The sequence below is a fragment of the Paenibacillus sp. SC116 genome (assembly GCF_024733555.1).
Lineage (GTDB): Bacteria > Bacillota > Bacilli > Paenibacillales > Paenibacillaceae > Paenibacillus_B.
Map to the genome: position 1 here is coordinate 168362 of NZ_JANIOF010000006.1, position 18017 is coordinate 186378.

The window sequence follows — 18017 nt, forward strand, 5'->3', positions numbered from 1 at the left end:
GAAAGGTGAAAGGGATCATTCTAGCCGGTGGAACTGGTTCACGCTTACTGCCTTTAACAAAGATGATGAATAAGCACCTGATTCCGATAGGCAAGTTCCCCATGATTTACTATGGGATTGAACGATTGAGGGAAGCGGGCATTACCGATCTGTTTATTGTGATTGGCAGTAAGTCCGTACCGTTATATGCAGACTTCATCGGAAGCGGCCAGTCTCTAGGTGTGCATGTATCTTTTTTAATCCAGGAGGAAGCGGGCGGAATCGCTCAAGCATTATCTTTAGTTGAACCTTTTCTAGCTCCGTCTGAACGTTTTGTTGTGTTGTTGGGAGACAATTTATTTCACGATAGCCTAAAACCTTATCTGCAGCAATATGAGAACCAAGGCAATGGTGAGGCGCGAGTGCTGCTTAAAAAAGTGAAGGATGCGCATCGTTACGGGGTTCCTGTGCTGGATGAGCAAGAACCTGAACGCATTATTAAAATAGAAGAAAAGCCTCGCAAGCCCAAATCTAACTTCTGTGTCACAGGCATTTATATGTACGACACAGCAGTTTTTGAGCATATTCGCCATATATCTCCTTCTGCACGTGGCGAATTAGAAATTACAGATGTGAATAATGCCTATGCGTCTAAAGGATTGCTGCAATATAATATTTTGAATGGTTGGTGGACGGACGCCGGAACGTATGAATCGTTGCATGCTGCGCGTATTAAACTTGGAAGGAGAGGGAAACGATGAGCCCTGCTACAGCTTCTTCACACCGTCGGCGGCGTTCTGCTGTCAAAGAGAAAGGGAGCCGGAAAAGACGTCGTGTGAAGAAGAGCACGAGTCATAGAAGTGAGCATAATAGAGTACGCTCACGTACACGCGGCCAACTTGCTCGCCGCTCCTCTACTTTGAAACGACAACATGTTGCTCCCCAACCCGATGGTGATCTCATCGATTCGCCTCCTGCAAATGCTTTGCCTTCTGCTCATGAGCCCTCAAATCCTTCCCAAGCCGACATAGCGAATCTATCAACAGAACCTGCAGTAATTCAGGTCGAACCCAAAATAGAGTCAGAAAAAGTGTATAGGAAAGCCTATATGAAAGGAAAGTACGATGGAGGAGAGGCTTTACTGTCGCAGCTCATTCCAGAACATCTTATATTACCGGATATTTCATTGGACCATATTATATCTTTGGGATTTGAACAAGTTAAACATCTTCTGCTGCCTCTTACTGATCCTTTTGTCATCTTTGTTGAGATGAAACAAGCGCTGTTGGAGGGGAGACCGCTATCGGTCGTTAGACTTGGAGATGGGGAACTTTTGGCATTAGCACATGATCGACTCATATCCTCTCAAGAAATTCGTAAGTACTCCCCGTTCGTTGCCACATCTGGTATGACGGTGCCTGATTACGCAGGGCGTGAAGCACTGGCGGAATCGGTACGAAAAGCTACCTATGTAGGCGTTCCAATTTCGAGACTGCCTTACTTTCAAGGTCTTTTGTATCCTGTTTGTCGTGAGTATGGTCTATCTTTGCAGCATATGCGAATCACCTATTCGACGGTGAATTATTTAATTGCTCAGCTTGGATATTTGCAACAGCTACTGCAAGGTAGAAATGTACTGCTTATAGGCAATGCAGCTCAAGAGCTAGGGAGGGTGCTCTCAAAGCGAGGTGTCATCATTAGCGGTATGATTGCCTCTGTGTCAGGAATGAAGGACATACCTCGTGTCATGAGAGAAGCAGCTTCAATACCCTTTGAAATTGCTTTAGTGTCGGCAGGCATTCCCGCTGTTATTATAGCGGAACGCATCGCTTCAGAGCTGGGTAAAGTCGCTTTGGACTTTGGTCATTTAGCAAATAGGTTGGCAGAAGGAGAGATGAGTTTTTAGGGACCGCTGATGAAATGGAGGTGGACGTATTGTCACGACTATCTCAGCAACTTAAACGTGCTGGTCAAAAGAAGCGTAATCGTAAGTTGCGTAGTACACCATTAAAACACGCTAATCACAGACTGAGACTTGCCAATGAACACTATAAAAAAGGATATGATGCGGGCTACCAAATGGGCATTGCTTCAGGAAGGGAGCAATTTGATCATCATATAGAGGGAACTAGCATCATTATTCCGACTTACAACAAGTTAAACATGCTCGAGCAATGTATTGCTAGCATTCAGCAGTATACATCGGAGGCGCACGAAATTATTGTAGTGGACGATGCGTCAACGGATGGGACAGCTGCTTATTTACGCAAGATGGCAGGACAGATTCGCTATCACATTCATGATAAGAATTACGGGTTTGCAGGATCGATTAATACTGGTTTGAAAATGGCAAAAGGCAAAACAATATGTTTGTTAAACAACGACATTATCGTTACGACGAATTGGCTGGGTAATTTATTGCACTGTTTAGAAAGCGATCCTGCGATTGGCATGGTTGGTCCCGTCACCAATTATATTAGTGGCGAACAACAAATTGAGGTTTCGTACAGCACGAATCAAGAAATGCAGCAGTTTGCAAGACAGTACAATGAGCAGGATTCGAGCAAATGGAAAATCGTTGAGCGAATAGTTGGCTTCTGCATGCTGTTCCATAAAACATTTTTTGAACAGATCGGCTACTTAGATGAAGGGTATAAGATTGGGAACTTTGAGGATGAAGATTTCGTCATTCGTACACGTTTGGCAGGTCGCAAGCTAGCGATTGCTGGCGATTGCTTCATTCATCATTTTGGCAGCCAAAGTATGAAAGAGCTTGGCGGGCGACTGCAAGACATTTATAAACAAAATGAAGCTTTTTATCAGCAGAAATGGAGCAACCCCTACGAGTGGGTTCAGCGAGTTATGAGATGGCTCGAGTCTAAATCCATATCTGTGTCAACAGAAAACGAGGTGAAGGCAGAATCACCCCTGCGAGCGATTTCCTTCTATCCGACACATGTTGCGGTTACGGGATTGAATGGAACGGTTTTCTGGGTGGAACAGGGCATAAAGCATCCTATTCGAGGTGCTTATCCATTTCCTAGTGTTAAGTTGTCTCAAATTGAACTATTGTCATGGCCGACAGGTTCGGATATAGAAGCGGACATAGCGGCAGAGAAGTGGCGGAAAACGACGAAACAAGATGGTTCTATACCTGACGGGGGCGTTTTTGTTACAGAGCGTGGTCATTGGTTTCAGCGAGATGGTATTACATGTCGTGCTTTTATAAGTGAATATGCGCTTAAGCATTGGAAACTGAGTGAACGGGTAATGTCAGGATCAGAGGCCGAGAAGTTGTTGTGGGAAGAGGGATTGCCGATTATGGCTGCTCCGCTCCTCGTTAACAGTAACTTGTGAGCGGTATAAAATCGACTTGGGCATGCAGGCTATAGTGGAATTTCGATGTCTGCATGCTGGTCGATTAATAATCATTTTATATACAGTAGCAATTGATAGGCTGATGACGGTGAGCTTTAGCTCATGAGCGGCATATCGTATATCAATCTAGAACGAAATAGAGGGCAGCGAGCTCTATTTCATGCTAAAGGGACCATCGAATGAACGGAGGTATTCCCGATGAAGCCTGAAGATAAGGTGAATGAAATCATTGTCCATATGGCACACACGCATAATCAGATGGCAAAAATTTTGCAGGCAAAGCGTCAGGTTGCCGTTAGAATGTCACAGCTTGTTCATGCTGTTCCGGATGAACTTCCTCAAATCGAGCATGTATCTGAGGTTAAGATGCAATCAGGACAAGTTACGCGCTGCCTTATCGATTATATGGTAAGCATTGCTGAGCTGGAAGAAGCGATGGCTGATCAATTGAAGCTGGTGTTGAAGGACCTGCATGAGCCCGAAGAGGAATAAAAAAGTAGTTTTCCTTTTTCATGAGCAGTAAGGAGGGATTCATTTGGATCGTGAACATGCCAACATTCGAATTTTGGAATCTATGGCGGACATGCAATGGAATATTGCGATTATACTGGAAGCTAAAACATTGGAAGCAGAGAAAGTGCGCAATTGGCTGCTGAATCACATGATTGCGAGTGACAGTGCGGATGCTTATGAACAAACGAAAGATGCGTTAGATGTCCATACTCAAGTTATAGAGGTTATTGCTGGACTAACAAGATTGCAGCAAAGTTTGAACCGTAATCTGCAAACGATTCTTGATCCTGATGCACAGGATGAACAAGGGGCGGGTCATGCGAATAGCGGTGCATTTAAAGGTCAACTTGATCTGGAAGAAATGGCATGACGCAGCTTTACAAGCAAGCGTCAAATCAAGTCACAGAGCATGCAGTGAAGTTAAAAGAACAACGATCTGTCATCGATGATCTTCGTCGCAACTATCGATCAGAACGAGCAATCGTAGCTCAGCTTCATCTGCTGGGGGCGATTGAACGGAGTCAAGCTGCAATAAGCTCACTTCTGGAACGGTTTTCCCCCCACATTGAGCACTTATCCACGTGCAAAAAGGAGAAAACATAATTCTATATGCAGGGAGGGATGGAATAGATGAAGAAACGAGCGAAGAAAAAACGAACGGATTTGCCACGGCGGAAAGCGCGTATTCGGCGCCAATCGACAAAGCAAAGTAACAAAAAAACCAAACCTGCCCCTGAGAAAAAGACAATAGAACGGCGTCTATCCAAGAAGCGTGTACGGACAACGAATTCCAAATTATCGGCCAAATCTAAGAAGCGAGTAAATCACGCCTATGATAAAAGCTACAATGAAGCATTCAATCAAGGCTTTAACGAAGGATTTGCAAAAGGTTTCGAAGATGGACACCATATCGTATATAGCCAGCAGGCTTAATACAAGGTTTGATACAACTTTCATGTATCAAGATACGGAATGATTATATGTCTGAATCTCAGGTGATGCCATGCAGCAAGTTAGACAGAAAGAACGTGCAAAAGGACGACGGGACGGCTTCTCCTCAGGATATAAGCATGGTTATCGCCTTGGTACGGCTGAAGCTGTCGTGTCACAAATTCCAATGATGCCGACAAATCCGTCGCCGATGCGAATTCTATATATTCCACAAGGATTTGAAGCGATTGACCACGGATGCAGCATTGCTTTGAGTAAAATGAGCAGTGCATATGCGGAGGCACATCCTTCTCGACTTGTAGATGAAGCGCAGCGTTTTAAGCCAGATCTCATTGTCGTTCTGAATGCCCTCCATGTGTTTCCTCAAGAACACCCCGAACATATCATATGGGCGAAGCAGCAAGGTATCAGGACTGCAATATGGTTTGTAGATGATCCTTACTTCACTCAAGATACAGCGGTGCTAGCTCCGTATTATGACTTCGTGTTCACCCATGAACAGAAATGTATTCCCTTCTATAAGCAGTTAGGCTGCCGGCATGTTTATCATCTTCCTCTAGCGGCAGCAACAGAACGTTTCCGTCCCGTTAGATCAGAACATCGTTATTGCCATGATATTTGCTTTATTGGCAACGGCTTTTGGAATCGAGTAGCGTTTTTCGACAGTTATGCGGAGCAGCTTATGAAATACGATATTTGTATTGCCGGAGGCTATTGGGATCGGATGGTAACGCATGCTCGGTGGGGAGATCGGCTCCGTTCAGGATGGGTTCCTTTAGAGGAAAGTGTTTATTATTACAATTCATCTAAAATTATCCTAAATATTCACCGTCCACATGAACAAGGGGCTGACAATCGAAATACATTTGACCTGCCAGCACAGTCGATTAATCCCCGTACCTATGAAATTGCTGCATGTGGTGCGTTCCAACTTACCGATATCCGGAGCGATCTGACCCAAATGTATACGCCCGGTTGGGATATAGAGACCTTCCAGACAGGCGAAGAACTTATGCAAAAAATTGAATATTACTTAACTCATGAAGAAGAGAGAATGCGTATCGCGATGCGTTCCCTTCAGACCACATTTATGCGCCATACGTTTGAGCATCGGGTGCGTCACATGCTGGATGTTATAGAGAGGGGCTACTCGGTATCAACAGTAGCTTTATTAAACGGTCAAAGCATGCAGTGAAGGAGGAATAGAATGACTGGTGCAACAGCGAAAAAAGGCATAGTCACGCAATCCCGGCCAACATTGCTGCATCAGGTGCAGTCAGCTAGCCATAAAGGAGCGCGTGTAGGACACGAACGAGGCTACGGAGAAGGTTACTTTCGTGGAAGAGCGCAAGCACTTGTGCATACACTTACCGAACATGCTCCTCAGCGCCAATTACGTATTATTTACGTATCATCAGGCAAAGGCTTCCCTTATTCGCCGCTTGATGAAGCTGTTGTATCAACTTTGCAATCGATGGCAATAGAAGTACGGGTATCAGGGCCAAAAGATCCGATATCTGTAAGCGCCGTTGAATATCGAGCAGATCTGGTTCTCGTTCTAGATGGCATGGATTTTCCTGCTGAGCAGTTGATTGAGCTGAAGTCTCTTGCTATCCGTACAGCTCTATGGATAACGGATGATCCTTATTATACAGATCGGATGACAGCAGTTGCTCCGCATTATGATTATATTTTCACCTTAGAATCTACTGCTATTGAGTACTATCAGTCTTTAGGATGCCGGCAGGTACATCATTTGCCTTTTGCTGCTTTTCCTGAACATTTCACACCTAGGGCATCACCAGCCCCATTTCAGCATGACCTTTGTTTTATAGGCTCTGGTTATTGGAACCGAATTCACTTCTTTGAGCCGATTATGGATCGCCTTATGAAATACAATACCCATTTCTCAGGATTATGGTGGGATCGGCTTCCTCAATATAAGCGGTATAAGTCATCGATTAAACTTGATCTTTGGATGGGACCGAAAGAAACAGCGGAATTTTATAATAGTAGTAAAGTTATAATAAATATGCATAGAGATCATGATGACCCGACTGTAAACCAAAATTCTAATCAAATTAGAGCAACATCGCCTAATCCACGCACATTTGAAATTAACGGGTGCGGGGCTCTGCAGTTGACAGATGCTCGGAGTGATCTAGCTAGTTTTTATGTGCCAGGGGTTGAACTTGTTACGTATGAAACACCCATCGATTTGCTGGAGAAAGCGGTCTACTATTTAACTCACGAAGAGGAACGTAGAGAGATTGCCCTGCGCGGATTAGCACGGACGTTGAAAGATCATAGCTATGTGAGACGTATTCAGCAGCTATTGAGCATTATATTCGATCGTCAAGCGAAGTGAGGAGAATTTTCCGTGTGGAGCTTGTTTTTTGCCCTCGGCCTAGAACGATTAGGTGGGGGTATTTTTGCTGTCCATTCAATAAGCGGGCACTATTGTAGAACATGGGAAAAGGTGTTTGTTTCCAGATGGGAGGTCTATTTTGAAGAATGGATGATTATCGGCAGTAATTTACGATTTTAAGAGGATTGGTGGCCAAGAAAGCGTTATTATATGGCTCATTTGCTGATTATCTCTTTCTAGCTTTCATTTTCGTTAAGAATAGCGAAAGCGTGAGATTGAGCGAGTAAATGATATGAAAATAAAAGATTGAAATGGTTTATATGACTGCCATAAATAGGGATTGTCTAAAATGAGCGCTGTGATTCATTTACAGTCTCAGAGCAGAGGAGTAAGATTCAGTTCAGCAATAGCAACTACATTCCGTAGCGTCTGTAATCGCTGAGTTCCGCATAAGGTGCGGAAGCGGGGGAACCAAATGCAAACGACTGCCTGTCTGAGGTTGAGAGGTGCAGGTAATCGTTTGTGGGGGTGAATCCAGATCTCGGTACACAGTTCCAGCTTATCGCTGAAATTGGTGCAAAGAACTGGTAGGGCAACTCTTCGAGCCCGAATCCGACAGCTAACCTCGTAAGCGTCCGAGGAGAGGCGTGCCTGAATACCGTTATGTATACTGGCGCATTTCGAATTGCCTCACACCCGAAATGGATCGTTGTACGGATTTCAGGAGGAATGAACAAGATGCATATTGAGGGACGCATGGTTACTGTATTTGCTCCCAATGCGATGGGCATTGATTTTTTGAAGCAGCTTCGAGGGGCAAATGTATCCGTCGCAGCGATATCGAACAATGCTCGTCTAACAGCAAGCATGGAGAGATTAGGTGTGAAGCATATTTGCAACGTGAAAACAACATCGCAAAGGAAGACAATGGCGTTGCCTCCTGTAGCTGTGGGGCGCATGTATGTATTTGAACAAAGCTTCGCTCTTACTTGCCGCTTGTTGCAGCAGTGCCGTCCTTGGACAGATGAAATGATTACGGTCATTACGAGACAAGATTATCCGAAGTCGATTTATCGGATGTTAGGTGCAGACATGGTCATCTATACGCAGTCAGACCAAGTGTCCTTTCTATTGAGTGATTTATTAAGTCAAGACAGCCATCAGCCTGCTTGAACGTTTCAATCGTTCATAGCTGTGACACATACGGCACAGGTGATGATCGAAATACAATCAGATAGCTTTGGGCTTTGCTCATCGCTGAGTCCCTTTAAAAGGGAACGGGGGAACCAATCGACATGCACTGCATGTCTGGGGTGAGTCCAGATAACGACTCGGCTTCCATCACACAGATGGATCGTCGAATCAACATCTGGTAGGGCGACTCTTGCGTCCGAATCCGTCAGCTAACCTCGTAAGCGTCCGTAGAGGCAGCCTTATTTCGTCGTGGATCGATGCACGGTTTCTATAACTGTGTTTATTTGGCCACGCGGAAAGGGGACCTCCTTCCGCGTGGCCTTTTTGCGTCCCGACAAGTCAGTATGCTTGCCGGCAAGAGCGAAAAATCAAGAAAGCGCAACAGCATCTGACTAGACAAAGGGAGGAATGGTACATGTTTGATGCGGTGATGTGTATTTTACTGTTGATGTTAGGCATTGCAGCATATGTCGTCATACATTGGTGCTCGCAAGAAATCGATAGATGAGGTGATTAAAATGATGATCGCGCTGGGCGTTGTGGTTGCAGCACTATTTCTATACTTAGCATACGCGTTAGTTAAACCTGAGAAGTTCTAGTCGAGAAGTACATGAGCAAATTGCGAATTTGAATGATCGAAGCGGGGTTAAATCTAGAGAGGTGGAACGAGAGATGACGTTACTAGGCTGGGTATCGATTGGCCTTACTCTACTGCTAGTGCTAGCGTTGGCGCGACCAACAGGTATTTATCTAGCACGAGTATTTCATAGTGAAGGGGCGAGGATGCCGCTTAACGGTATATTTGGACCGATAGAGAAATTGTTGTTTAAGCTATTTGGAATTAAAGAAACGAATCAGACGTGGAAAAGTTATGCCACAGCATTAATTGCAACCAACCTATTTATGATGCTGCTCGTGTATGCAGTATTGCGCTTGCAAGGTAGTCTTCCGTTAAACCCAAGCGGCATAGCGGGTATGGAGCCTACATTGGCCTTCAATACGACGATCAGTTTTATGGCCAATACGAACTTGCAGCACTATAGCGGTGAAAGCGGCTTGAGCTATTTGTCTCAGACATTAGGCATTACGTTTATGATGTTTACGGCACCGGCCACATCTTTTGCTATCGCATTTGCTTTTATGAGAGGAATTGCGGGCAAACCGCTAGGCAACTTCTTCGTTGACTTGGTTCGCAGTATCGTGCGTGTGCTGATGCCGATTGCTATCGTTGCAGCAATTCTATTCGTTGCTCTAGGGGCTCCTCAGACGTTTGCTCCAACAGAGACGGTAACGACATTGCAAGGCGCAGAACAGCAAATTGCACGCGGTCCAGTCGCATCCTTGCTGTCGATCAAGGAGCTAGGTAATAACGGCGGCGGATTTATGGCTGTAAACTCAGCACACCCGTTTGAAAATCCAAACGGTATAAGCAATTTGCTTCATATCGTACTTATGATGCTGCTAACTACATCGATGCCATTTGCGTATGGACGAATGGTTGGAAGTGCTAAGGAAGGCAGAGTGCTTTTTGTTGCTATGTCGATCATGTTCCTAATGATGCTTGGCATTGCGACAACAGCAGAGCAAGCTGGTAACCCGGCTTTACATCAGATGGACATGGCTGGTCCTAGTATGGAAGGTAAAGAAGTGCGCTTTGGTGTAGCTCAGTCGGCTTTGTATGCGGTCGTGACGACTGCATCTGAAACGGGTGGAGTGAATACGATGCACGACACTTTGACACCGCTCGGTGGATTAGTTCCGTTAGGCAATATGATGCTCAACACGGTGTTTGGCGGTGTTGGTGTAGGATTTGTAAACGTGTTGATGTATGCAATGATTGCCGTATTTTTGTCAGGCTTGATGGTGGGACGCACACCTGAATTTTTGGGGCGTAAGCTGGAAATTCGGGAAATGAAGCTTATTGCGGTAACACTTATTATTCAGCCAATTCTCATTTTGGTGCCGACTGCGATTGCACTTGTATTTTATCCAGAAACGATTTCCAATGCTGGCTTCCATGGCATCTCACAGGTGTTATATGAATATACTTCTTCGGCTGCTAACAACGGGTCAGGATTTGAAGGACTTGGCGATGCAACGCCATTCTGGAATATATCAACGGGCTTAGTTATGTTCTTCGGACGCTATATTAGCATGATTACGATGCTGGCTGTAGCTGGCTCGCTGATGACGAAACGTCCAGTGCCGGTAACATCAGGTACATTCAAGACGAGCAATGCAACGTTCGGTACGATTTTCGTCGGTACGATTCTCATTGTCGGTGCCCTGACGTTCTTCCCGATTCTTGTGCTTGGACCGATTGCAGAACATTTGACGCTGTGGAAATAATCGTTTGCGAACGAGAGGAGAAATAAGCAATGAGTACGGTACAATCGATGAAAACTCCGTCATCGTATGATAGCGGGTCTCGAAGTGAAATAAAAAAATCGAAGTCGATGTTTGGTGGAGACATCGTTCGTCAAGCTTCTATAGATGCTTTGCGTAAGTTCCATCCGAAGTTTATGGTGAAAAATCCGATGATGTTCCTTGTGGAACTTGGCTTCGTCATCACTTTATTGTTAACGTTTGTCCCTGATGCGTTTGGGAGCGCAGCACCTCGCTGGTATAACGGAGTTGTTAGTTTGATTCTGTTTGTTACGGTCTGGTTTGCGAATTTCGCGGAAGCGTTGGCGGAAGGCAGAGGGAAAGCACAAGCAGATTCCTTGAAGCAGACGAAGAAAGACTTATGGGCGCAAAAGGTTACTACAGCGGGTACGATTCGCGTATCTTCAGCAAGCTTGAGAAAGGGAGATATTATTATCGTTCGTGAAGGTGAGACCATTGCTGGGGATGGGGAAGTGATTGAAGGTTTGGCTTCGATAGATGAGTCTGCGATTACCGGGGAATCGGCTCCTGTACTAAAGGAATCAGGCGGTGACTTCTGCTCCGTTACGGCTGGTACACGTGTCGTCAGTGACTGGGTAAAAGTTCGTATTACGAGCGATCCGGGCGAATCTTTCTTGGATCGTATGATTGCCTTGGTTGAAGGAGCAGAGCGTCAAAAAACGCCAAATGAATTAGCCTTGCATACGGTTCTTGTGAGCTTAACGCTTATATTCCTGATTGTAGTCGTTACGCTGCCGTTCTTTGGCCAATATTTGAATATTACGCTGCATACTGCGGAATTAATCGCCCTGCTCGTTTGTCTTATCCCGACGACCATCGGTGGTCTACTCTCTGCAATCGGGATCGCTGGTATGGACCGCGTTACTCGCTTCAATGTCATTGCTACCTCTGGTAAAGCAGTAGAGGCATGCGGAGATATTCATACCATTATTTTGGATAAAACAGGTACGATTACGTACGGTAACCGTCTTGCGGATGATCTTATTCCGGTCAATGGCAATAGTGTGCAGACAGTAGCACGTTGGGCCGCTGCAGGATCTCATGCAGATGAAACGCCGGAAGGACGTTCCGTATTGGAGTGGCTTACGAAGCATAGCCTTAGCTATGATCGTGAGCTGTCTGAGCAAGGTGAGTTTGTCCCATTCAAAGCAGAGACGCGGATGAGCGGTATAGATTTGCCAGATGGACGACTCGTTCGAAAAGGTGCGGTAGATGCGATTAAACAATGGGTTGCAAGCAAAGGCGGGGTAATTCCAGCTGATCTTGATGCGGTTACAGAAAAAATTGCGAAGGCAGGCGGTACACCGCTAGCTGTTGCGGTAGATGATCAGATTTATGGCGTTATTTATTTGAAGGATACGGTAAAACCAGGCATGCGCGAACGGTTTGAACAGCTGCGCAAAATGGGGATTCGTACGGTCATGTGTACAGGTGACAACCCGCTGACAGCTGCTACGATTGCACGTGAAGCTGGGGTGGATGACTTTATTGCAGAAAGCAAGCCGGAAGATAAGCTGGCTTTGATTCGTAAGGAGCAAGGAGAAGGTAAACTTGTTGCGATGACGGGGGATGGAACGAATGATGCGCCAGCCTTGGCACAAGCGGATGTCGGTATTGCGATGAACAGCGGTACAACCGCAGCGAAAGAAGCTGCCAACATGGTCGATTTGGACTCTGATCCGACGAAAGTGATCGAAGTAGTAGCGATTGGCAAGCAGCTGCTTATGACGCGCGGCGCGCTGACTACATTCAGTATTGCAAATGACGTGGCTAAATATTTTGCCATTATCCCAGCCTTGTTTATGATCGCAATTCCTGAATTGTCCGCTCTCAATATAATGGGCCTTCATTCACCGATGTCAGCCATACTTTCTGCACTCATCTTCAATGCGGTTATTATTCCGCTATTAATTCCGTTGGCGATGAAAGGGGTAGCTTACAAACCACTTAGTTCAGAACAGCTGCTGCGCCGCAATATGTTGATTTACGGATTAGGCGGTCTCATAGCACCATTTATCGGCATTAAGCTCATTGACTTGGTTGTTGGTGTTTTCCTATAGGAGACACGTAAGAGATATTAAATTGGAATTATTAATTAACATGGTTTTGACTTCAGACTAAAACGGAAATTGTTTGAATAGTTATTTGATATTTATTGCCTAAAAGAAAGAGAGCAGAATTCTGTTGAAGAAACGAAGTGTTCGCCTTTGTATTCGAGTTCTAACCACATTGTCTAATCCAAAGAACTCGAATACAACAGCGATCGGAAACAGGATCTGCTATTTAAAAGTAAAGGCAACTATTTGTTTTATTAAATTACTTCATTTTAACTCAACTTAAATAGAGATAAATAAGATATGAAAAAGGCTTGTTTATAAAAAAGATTACGGAATGAAGGTATAAATAGACATAGAAAAAATAGATTCGTATTTCAACTAACAAGGATATCATGCGTAAATACGCGAAAGGATGGCTATGCATGAACACACACGCCACACCATCAATGAACCGTGAATCGTCTAGCTCTCAAGCTCAAGGAAATAAGCAGGGGGGGGGACTTGGCACCATTATCCGAATGAGCATCGGCCTTATGGTCTTATGCGGAATTGTGTATCCATTTGTCATGACAGCGGCAGCACAAGCGCTCTTCCCTCATCAAGCGAACGGCAGTTTAATAAAGAATGACAATGGTCAAGTTGTCGGATCAGCATTTATTGGCCAGTCTTTTACGGATTCAAAATATTTTCACGGACGTGTATCCAGTATTGAATATCACGGAGCTGGTTCTGGCTCAGGCAACTTAGCAGCGTCGAACGAAGCACTGACAGAGCGTGTTGAACAATCGATGAGTGATTGGAAGGAACAGAACCCACAAGTGGCGGTATCCGAAGTTCCAGTGGACTTGATGACGAACTCTGCTTCGGGCCTTGATCCTCACATTACTCCTCAGGCAGCGAACGTGCAAATTCCGCGTATCGCCAAGGCGACAGGGCTGTCTGACCATCAATTGATGCAGTTAGTGGATAAGCATACGGAAGGGCCTGACCTTGGGGTATTTGGTGAAACTAGAGTTAACGTGCTGTTATTGAATATAGAATTAGAACAACTATTGAAATAAAAATAGCAATAGGAATGGATCTCACATCAACGAGGCGGGAGGTTGGTCATGAAAGAAGGTGATGCTTATCGCAGGCGTTCGCCCGAAGTGCTTCTTAAGCTCATTGAGGAGATGCGGCGCGGCCGATTATGCATTCTTGTGGCAGTGGCCAGCGGCGCTGGGAAGACGACTCAATTGATACATGAAGGCGAGCTAAAAGTGAAAGAAGGTTTGGATGTTATCTGGGGAACTTCCGTGCCAGAGCAAGAAGCCGCTGCGGCATCAATTGAGGCTGTTGCAGCCATCCGATGGGCTCGTGGCAACTTGCAATTGGAAGATTTGGATGTAGCGCGTTTGTGCGAACGCGCGCCTGATATCGTGCTGGTAGATGGTCTAGCCCAGCCGAATCGCCCCGAAGCAGAACGACCACGCCGTTTGGACGATGTACGATTTTTGTTGCAGCACGGGATTAGTGTCATTGCGACGATGAATGCCTATGAAGATGAGCGTGTTAGTGAACAGGCTCGTCGGATTGCTGGCGTCGATCCGAAATGGACTTTGCCTGCAGAGGTACTGCAGGCAGCCGATGAGGTCCGCTTACTGGATGTAACCGCAGAGACGTTGATGGAGCGAAGGCAAGTTCATTCGCAACAGGAACGTATAGCGTTCGCAGCGACAAATAAGAAAGGGCATAGTAAACGAGTTTCTGAACGAAGCCGGCTCAGCATTTTGCGTGAGCTGGCTTTGCGCACGATAGCGAATGATGTGAATGGCTCGTTGGAGCAGCATCGTCATGAGCTTGGATTGGAGGGGCCATCTGGTGTGACGGAACGGATTCTCGTCCTCGCTCAATATGGATGGAACGGTTCTATTCATGTACGTCGTGGTGAACAGGTGGCGAAACGGCTGAACGGAGAGTTGTTCATTTTATCGTTTGTCGATCCTGATGTACCTTTAACGCAGCTCCAGCTAACGTTCCAACGATCATTGAAGAAGCTGGTGCAAAAGATAGGCGCTTCCTGGGAGGAAGTTCCGCTGTCCTCTCGCAGGCGGATGGCAGGACTGTTGTCCCAATATGCATGGACACATAGCATGACTCGAATCGTATTAGGCCACTCACGCCAGTCGAGGTGGCAGGAATGGTTGCATGGTTCACTTGTGAATGGCTTGTTGCGCATGGTGGAGCATACAGACTTGTTCTTTGTTGCGGATCGTTCAGAACGCGAAGGAGAACGTGTATTTCCCGTAAAGACGGAGCAAAGGCTGCCGGTACAAGCATTTAAGCGTTGGACAGCAGGTGAGATTGCGGAACGTGCGGATGGGCTGAGGCGTGGACATTTTAAAATTATTATTGGTGCAGCGCCTGGTGTTGGTAAGACATATAAAATGCTGCAGGAGGGCAATCGACTGCTGGAGCAAGGGGTCGACGTCGTCATTGGTCTTCTCGAAACGCATGGAAGACGCGAAACAGCTGCTCAGGTCGGGGCTTTGCCATGGATTGAGCGGCAGAAAATCAAATATCAAGGTTATTTATTAGAAGAAATGAATGTAGCAGAAATTTTAGCGAGAAAGCCAGAACTGGTGCTTGTTGATGAATTGGCGCATACGAATGTACCGGGCAGTGTGCATACGAAGCGATATGAAGATGTCATTCAATTGCTGGAAGCGGGCATTTCGGTCATGTCGACAGTAAATGTCCAGCATATTGAGAGCTTGAATGACGCGGTGGAGCACTTAACAGGGGTGCGCGTTAGGGAAACTGTTCCTGATGGGGTGCTTCGTCTCGCAGATGAGATGGAACTGATCGATGTTACCCCATCTACGATTCAAAAACGAATGCAAGATGGGCTGATTTATGCGAAAGACAAGGTTGATCAAGCATTGAACCATTTTTTTCGCATACCTAACTTGATTGGGCTTCGTGAGCTTGCCTTGCGTGAAGTGGCCGATGATGTCGATGAGCGCTTGGAATCGTGGGAGCGGCGTGCACTACTGCGGGGTCCTTGGAGACGCAAAGAGGTTATCTTTGTCTGTGTTGAACCTGACGAGCGTGCGGAACGTCTTGTGCGTCACGGATTTCGAATTGCGCATCGGCTAAAGGCGGAGCTGCATGTTGTTTGTCTTCCTGTATCGAATTTGCTTCCATCATCTAGAGTTAAGAATACTACGAGCCAACCATTTCTGAAATGGTCTGAGCAAACGGAAGCATTAACAGTAAGGCTTGGGGGGACGTTTTGTATTCAAGCAAGTGTCCGGCGTCGACACTGGGCGCAGGAAGCGGTTCGCCTTGCTGATGAACATAAAGCCTCTCAAATGATAGTAGGTGTCCCCGCGCGGCGGATGCGTAAATCGTATATGGGGCGTATGCGGATGTTAATGCGAATCGCCCGTCATATGGATGTATTAGTGGTTACGGATAATGAAAGGGTATAACGGCTGATTTAAATCGGCCGTTTTTGCTGTTTTTATAGGCTGACGCAAGTAAATTGTACACTTGGATAAGGTTCAAATGTCGTGCCGATATGTGACCTGTACTAATATATTGAAGTAAATTGGTGAAGAGAGGGGGGACTGACCCTGTGACCTATCGGTCGACAGGTAACTGCTATGATATCACGTATCGTGTGCTTCTCTCATCTATGTAATCAAACTTATATTACAGGTGCAGAGAAATTGATCCTCTTTCTCATGCGTGAGCTTCGTTCGAACTTCAACTTTGAATGCATTCTGATCGTGCCTCAGGAAGGGATATTGTCACAAGAGGCGGCAAATGCAGGCATTCCTTATTATGTCCAGCCATGCCGATTGTTCTACTCAATGATGGAGCCTCACGCTGCCCTTCATGATGAACTGGAGCAAATACGCGTACATTCGGAGTGGGACGCGGTCGTCGGTTTGCTTCAGCGTCTAGCCCCTGATTACGTACTGACAAACACGTGTGTGCATGCCATCCCAGCAGTAGCAGCTCAATCGCTAAACATTCCTGTTATTTGGCAGATTACGGAGAAGATTCCGGACAATGCATATACGATCCATGCGGCAGCAATCGTGTATCGGTTTGCGGATGCAGTTATCGGTATATCTCAATCCGCATTGGCCTTTTTGACAGGCTGTCCTCAAGCTTGCCCCTCCTCTGAGCCCCCTGTTCTGTTTACACTTCCGCCTTCATGGGACGATAAAGCATTGGAGCCTGACTTATGGCACCAGTCAAGGGTAAAGAAGCGGGCCGAATTAGGCATCGCTCCAGATGCGTGCTTAGTTGGGTTTGTTGCTGCAACGATAACTTCCCAAAAAGGACTGGAACATTTCGTGTGGATGGCGATGCAGCTAGCAGAAAGAAATACTTCAACCCGCTTCATCGTTATCGGATGCCCCGCTCATCAAGATTATTTCGAGCGATGTCAGCAGCTCGTGCAGCGCTCTTCGTTAAAGGAAAAATTCCATTTTGTTGGTTTTGAGAACAAGATACAGCATTTATATCCCGCTATTGATATTGTCGTGACTCCAAGTCTCTTTCCTGAAGGATTTGGATTGACAGCACTTGAGGGCCTTATCTTCGGCAAGCCTGTCGCTGTGTATCGTTCAGGAGGATTGGAAGAAATACATCAATCTACGGGGAATGAGCGCTATATTGCCGATGTAGGTAACTGGCGTGAATTAGCCGTCATTGTCAACAGTTTGATTAACAGTGAAGAGCAACGGATAGCAGCAGGGGTTCATAACTACAACGTAGTTAGACAAGTGTATGGTATCGAGCATTATCGAAGTCTGTTGGCTGCATTTTGGAATCTCTTTCGAGAACATAAGCGGAGAATTATTCCTGTGCAGACAGATTCAATTGACAGTCAATATGACCTTCCTAGTGTTCCTAGTAATTCTAATGTTCCTAATGTTTCTAGTAAGGTGATCAGGTCCGCACGTTCCCGACCCCAGAAGCCTATCCACAAGCGTCGAAGATCTCGAAGAGGTCGACATTCCCCAAAAGCGTTGCGCAAATCTAAATCTATTCGAATTCGTCGTAAAGCGTTTAGAGCAGCCAGACAGCATAAGCCACGGCCATCGATCCAGCGAAATCGAAGGAAGAACGTTAGACGAATGCGTAAAGTGCTGCGGACTGCGAGCAGGAGGTGA

General features: G+C 45.9%; 17 protein-coding genes and 2 riboswitches. All 17 genes read left to right on the forward strand.

Annotated elements, in window-relative coordinates:
• Positions 1-5: 5 nt before the first annotated feature.
• Positions 6-740, forward strand: a complete 735-nt coding sequence (locus NQ117_RS20820) for a sugar phosphate nucleotidyltransferase (protein ID WP_258279936.1) — start codon at positions 6-8, stop codon at positions 738-740.
• Complete coding sequence (locus NQ117_RS20825) at positions 737-1885, forward strand: GT-D fold domain-containing protein (protein ID WP_258279937.1); 1149 nt, start codon at positions 737-739, stop codon at positions 1883-1885. The genes NQ117_RS20820 and NQ117_RS20825 overlap by 4 nt, the downstream gene beginning before the upstream one ends.
• Before the next feature lie 20 nt (positions 1886-1905).
• On the forward strand, positions 1906-3336 hold the full coding sequence (locus tag NQ117_RS20830) for a glycosyltransferase family 2 protein (RefSeq protein ID WP_258280042.1): 1431 nt from the start codon (positions 1906-1908) through the stop codon (positions 3334-3336).
• Positions 3337-3555: 219 nt separating this feature from the next.
• Positions 3556-3849, forward strand: coding sequence for a nucleoside-diphosphate sugar epimerase (locus tag NQ117_RS20835; RefSeq protein ID WP_258279938.1), 294 nt, complete (start codon positions 3556-3558; stop codon positions 3847-3849).
• Between the two features lie 43 nt (positions 3850-3892).
• Positions 3893-4240: an alpha-helical endospore appendage domain-containing protein gene (locus NQ117_RS20840; protein WP_258279939.1), complete on the forward strand. Its 348-nt coding sequence runs from the start codon at positions 3893-3895 to the stop codon at positions 4238-4240.
• Positions 4237-4473 carry a hypothetical protein gene (locus NQ117_RS20845; protein ID WP_258279940.1) on the forward strand — a complete coding sequence of 79 codons (237 nt, stop codon included), beginning with the start codon at positions 4237-4239 and terminating at the stop codon, positions 4471-4473. Before NQ117_RS20840 ends, NQ117_RS20845 begins: the two co-directional genes overlap by 4 nt.
• A 27-nt stretch (positions 4474-4500) precedes the next feature.
• Positions 4501-4803, forward strand: a complete 303-nt coding sequence (locus NQ117_RS20850) for a hypothetical protein (protein ID WP_258279941.1) — start codon at positions 4501-4503, stop codon at positions 4801-4803.
• A gap of 70 nt (positions 4804-4873) precedes the next feature.
• On the forward strand, positions 4874-6016 hold the full coding sequence (locus NQ117_RS20855) for a CgeB family protein (RefSeq protein ID WP_258279942.1): 1143 nt from the start codon (positions 4874-4876) through the stop codon (positions 6014-6016).
• A gap of 12 nt (positions 6017-6028) precedes the next feature.
• Positions 6029-7189 carry a CgeB family protein gene (locus NQ117_RS20860; RefSeq protein ID WP_258279943.1) on the forward strand — a complete coding sequence of 387 codons (1161 nt, stop codon included), beginning with the start codon at positions 6029-6031 and terminating at the stop codon, positions 7187-7189.
• Positions 7190-7201: 12 nt separating this feature from the next.
• Positions 7202-7369 (forward strand): hypothetical protein, encoded by a 168-nt coding sequence (locus tag NQ117_RS20865; protein ID WP_258279944.1) that lies wholly within the window; start codon positions 7202-7204, stop codon positions 7367-7369.
• A gap of 246 nt (positions 7370-7615) precedes the next feature.
• A riboswitch (cyclic di-AMP (ydaO/yuaA leader) is annotated at positions 7616-7839 on the forward strand.
• 79 nt (positions 7840-7918) lie between these two features.
• Positions 7919-8362, forward strand: a complete 444-nt coding sequence (locus NQ117_RS20870) for a hypothetical protein (protein WP_258279945.1) — start codon at positions 7919-7921, stop codon at positions 8360-8362.
• 72 nt (positions 8363-8434) lie between these two features.
• Positions 8435-8621, forward strand: a riboswitch (cyclic di-AMP (ydaO/yuaA leader).
• Positions 8622-8850: 229 nt separating this feature from the next.
• The gene (gene kdpF / locus NQ117_RS20875) at positions 8851-8982 is read left to right on the forward strand and encodes a K(+)-transporting ATPase subunit F (RefSeq protein WP_258279946.1); all 132 of its coding nucleotides are present in this window, start codon (positions 8851-8853) and stop codon (positions 8980-8982) included.
• Positions 8983-9055: 73 nt separating this feature from the next.
• Positions 9056-10732 carry a potassium-transporting ATPase subunit KdpA gene (kdpA, locus tag NQ117_RS20880; protein WP_258279947.1) on the forward strand — a complete coding sequence of 559 codons (1677 nt, stop codon included), beginning with the start codon at positions 9056-9058 and terminating at the stop codon, positions 10730-10732.
• A gap of 107 nt (positions 10733-10839) precedes the next feature.
• On the forward strand, positions 10840-12849 hold the full coding sequence (kdpB, locus tag NQ117_RS20885; RefSeq protein ID WP_258280043.1) for a potassium-transporting ATPase subunit KdpB: 2010 nt from the start codon (positions 10840-10842) through the stop codon (positions 12847-12849).
• Between the two features lie 419 nt (positions 12850-13268).
• Positions 13269-13907 carry a potassium-transporting ATPase subunit KdpC gene (kdpC, locus tag NQ117_RS20890; RefSeq protein WP_309137901.1) on the forward strand — a complete coding sequence of 213 codons (639 nt, stop codon included), beginning with the start codon at positions 13269-13271 and terminating at the stop codon, positions 13905-13907.
• Between the two features lie 48 nt (positions 13908-13955).
• Positions 13956-16319, forward strand: coding sequence for a universal stress protein (locus tag NQ117_RS20895; RefSeq protein WP_258279948.1), 2364 nt, complete (start codon positions 13956-13958; stop codon positions 16317-16319).
• 174 nt (positions 16320-16493) lie between these two features.
• On the forward strand, positions 16494-18017 hold the full coding sequence (locus tag NQ117_RS20900; RefSeq protein WP_258279949.1) for a glycosyltransferase family 4 protein: 1524 nt from the start codon (positions 16494-16496) through the stop codon (positions 18015-18017).